General features: G+C 60.1%; 1 protein-coding gene. It reads right to left on the reverse strand.

All coding sequences use genetic code 11. The annotated features are described in order from the left end of the window. Positions 1-734, reverse strand: a 734-nt coding sequence (locus OKB81_RS20665) for an IS4 family transposase (RefSeq protein ID WP_270805459.1), incomplete at its 3' end; no start/stop codon positions are given.

Genomic DNA, 734 nt, shown 5'->3' on the forward strand with positions numbered 1-734 from the left:
CTGAGGCGTACCAGCACATCCTGCCGCCCCAGCTTGCGGATGACCTCGTATTGAGCCCCCTTTTTCAGCGGAATAAGCCAGTGACGCGCTACGCCCTGGCGTTGCCAGGCATGGAGTAACCCCAGTGAGTAGAAGCCCTTATCGAACAGGGTCAGGCTATTATCGGGTGTTTTTTCAATCAGTTGCTCTGCCAACACCATCTCGTTTACCGCACAGGAGTCCATCACTGTCTGGGTCAGCAGATGACTGGTCAGCTCCATCTGACACAACATGCGGACCTGGGGATATTGCGTCTCCCCCTGGACGGTTTTCGACTTGGCAAAGGCGCCGGCATTGTCCGGAGTATCGGGCGTGCGCCAGACCACCCCGTCCACGGCCAGCAGCTGCAAGCCGGCCCAGGTGGGGTGCTGACACAGCTGATGCCAGAGTGTGGCGGTCTGCTGGAACACCTGTCGAACGGCTTGGTCAGCCAGTTTTTGGCGCGCCTGGATGAAGGCGCTGGGGACGACAAACGGCCGGTCGCCGGGTAACAGGATATCGAGCTGGTTGGCCAGCTGGGCCATAGGGACATGACGAAACAAGGACATCCCGATAATGGCCCATAGCACCCGCTCCATGGGCATGCGCCGTCGGCGCAAGGAGACGGAGCCCGTCTCGGCCAAGCAAGCCTGCACCAGTTCAGGTGACAGCAGGTCAGACAGGGACTCAAACTTTCCGGGAGGACAGGCGTGAAT

This window comes from Aeromonas sp. QDB56, from assembly GCF_027705505.1.
Taxonomy (GTDB): Bacteria; Pseudomonadota; Gammaproteobacteria; order Enterobacterales; family Aeromonadaceae; genus Aeromonas; species Aeromonas caviae.